General features: G+C 69.1%; 3 protein-coding genes and 1 pseudogene. 2 read left to right on the top strand and 2 right to left on the bottom strand.

The features are described 5' to 3' along the window. Window positions 1-201 (top strand): hypothetical protein (locus DVH02_RS35425; RefSeq protein ID WP_158575990.1); only part of this gene is annotated, 201 nt, incomplete at its 5' end. A 46-nt stretch (window positions 202-247) separates the two neighbouring features. Here the strand turns inward: DVH02_RS35425 and DVH02_RS34605 are convergent. Then, entirely contained in the window at window positions 248-835 is a 588-nt protein-coding gene (locus tag DVH02_RS34605) for a malectin domain-containing carbohydrate-binding protein (protein ID WP_158575989.1), read from the bottom strand. 140 nt (window positions 836-975) lie between these two features. Between DVH02_RS34605 and DVH02_RS34600 the strand changes: the two are divergent. Beyond that, a pseudogene (locus tag DVH02_RS34600) lies at window positions 976-1,211 on the top strand (M23 family metallopeptidase); the annotation flags it as partial. 78 nt (window positions 1,212-1,289) lie between these two features. Here the strand turns inward: DVH02_RS34600 and DVH02_RS35825 are convergent. Continuing rightward, window positions 1,290-1,955, bottom strand: coding sequence for an ester cyclase (locus DVH02_RS35825; protein ID WP_199566530.1), 666 nt, complete (start codon window positions 1,953-1,955; stop codon window positions 1,290-1,292). Window positions 1,956-2,076 lie beyond the last annotated feature (121 nt).

Here is a 2,076-nt window from a genome sequence, read left to right as displayed (position 1 = left end):
AACGGCACGAAAGTGCTGACCGACGTCGACAGCAGGGGCACCCTGATCGACGAGGGAGCCGACGGCGCAGCCGCCTTCGGCCTGGAGAAGGACTTCCAGGTCACCGTCCCGGCCGACGGAACGGTCACCCTCGACTTCATCAGGCGCGCCGCGAACCAGCCGCAGATCAACGCCATCGCGATCGTCCCGGCCACCGAGTAACCGCCCCGGACACGGGCCCCACCGGTGGGGCCCGTGTCCGGGGCGGTTACTCGGTGGCCGGGACGATCGCGATGGCGTTGATCTGCGGCTGGTTCGCGGCGCCCCTGATGAAGTCGAGGGTGACCGTTCCGTCGGCCGGGACGGTGACCTGGAAGTCCTTCTCCAGGCCGAAGGCGGCTGCGCCGTCGGCTCCCTCGTCGATCAGGGTGCCCCTGATGTCGAAGTCGGTCAGCACTTTCGTGCCGTTGATGGCGACGTCGAAGATCCGCTGCTTGGGGGCTCGGGTGAAGTACCAGTCCATGAAGTAGAGCCGGACTTCATAGGTCGCGCCCGGGGTGAGGTCGGGCACGGAGTAGCTGGACTCGGTGTGCCGCGCGGTGTGCCAGATCTCCGCAGGTATGGGGTGGCTGACGGTACGGCTCCAGTTGGGCAGGCTGGCGACGTTGTCGGGCTTGGAGTCCGTGATGCCGCCGGTGCCGTAGGTGTCGGCGATGAAGGTGGCGTCCCCGCTGCCGCCGACATCGATCGACACGCCGTCGGCATGGGCAGCGGCGCGAGAGTCGGCATGGGTGGCGGCTTGGGCCGGGGCGGCGCCGGTTGCGAACAGGCTGAGCATGGTGAGCGCCGCGACCATGGCCGCCACGATCAGAGTGCGTGAACTTCCCTTGATTACCGGGCGGTTGTCCATGTCGTGCCTTCCTTGATGGATGGTCAGGACAGGCCCTCCGCAGTGGAAGGCCACGCGCGTGCGGACCATAGCATCGGTGGTTCCGCTACACCCACCTCCAGTGCGGCTCCCTCCAGTTGCGGCTGGGGGACCGGGTAGGGGAGGGGCAGGTTCTGGCCCGCTGCGGGAACTTGGGCAACTTCTCCGAGCCCCATCTCCACTTCCAGCTGATGGACCACCCCGCCCCGGACGCGACGCGCGGAATCCACCTCCCCGCTGGCGCGACATCGGTGTCCCGGCGAACCGCGAGATCTTCCGGACCGGTGAGCCCCGTACCCGGTGAGCCCCGTACCCGGTGAGCCCGGTACCCGGTGAGCCCCGTACCCGGAGCGGAGCTGACCTCGGGCCGTTCCCGTGCCCTTCAGCCCACCTGGAGCTGGGTGAGCAGGTCCAGCATGTCGCTGTTGAGCCAGTACTCCACGAACTTGCCGTCCTTCATCCGCAGGGTGTCGGTGCCGGTAAAGGTCACCACGGTCCCGGGCTCGGCCTTGGCGCCCGGGAAGCCACCCGCGTAGGTGCCGGTGACCGTCCACCGCACGGACGCGTACGTGCCGTCCACCAGCGGGCGGACCTCCTCGCTGAAGCGCATGTCGGGGAAGGCCGCGCGGGTCTGGCTGATCCAGGCCACCATGCCTTCGGCGCCCCGGATCGAGCTGCTGTCGCTGCCGTCCATCATGGCGGCGTGGACCCGGATGTCGGGCGAGACGATGCTCTGCGCCTTGTCGTAGTCGCCGTTCCAGAGCCGGAGCCACGCGTCGAGCATCGCCTTCGGCTTCTTCGCGTTCTTCGCGTTCGTCGCGTTTCCCTGGTGCTGCTGCGCGTTGGCCGTGTGCTGGATCGTGGTCTGCTGCTGGGCCGTCGGTGAGTTGTTCGCGGCGGCGACAGCGGTGACGGAGGCTGTGGCGGTCAGGGCCAGCACCGCGAACGCGGCGGGGATCAGCAGCCGGGCCCGGCGACGCCCGGCGGTGCTGCGCGGCGCGGCGGTCACGGCGGTCTTCGCGGCGTTGGTGTTCGTGTGGTCGGACATGGTGGTCCTCGCGTTTCAGGGTGTCGGGCGTCGGGTGTCGGGTGAGGGGTGCTGCGTGCGTGATGAGTCGAAGAAGGAAGAGGGAGGGGCAGAGGGAGGGGCCGGGGGAGAGAGCAGGGGG

The sequence above is a fragment of the Streptomyces corynorhini genome, assembly GCF_003346515.1.
In the GTDB taxonomy this organism is placed as follows: Bacteria; Actinomycetota; Actinomycetes; order Streptomycetales; family Streptomycetaceae; genus Streptomyces; species Streptomyces corynorhini.
The sequence above is the reverse complement of the archived record's forward strand: the minus strand, read 5'-3'. Positions and strand labels throughout refer to the sequence as shown.

What these genes read in the sequence shown, in the direction of transcription:
- DVH02_RS34605 (WP_158575989.1), bottom strand. Translation starts at nt 835, where the DNA reads ATGGTCGCGGCGCTCACCATGCTCAGCCTGTTCGCAACCGGCGCCGCC.
- DVH02_RS35825 (WP_199566530.1), bottom strand. Translation starts at nt 1,955, where the DNA reads ATGTCCGACCACACGAACACCAACGCCGCGAAGACCGCCGTGACCGCC.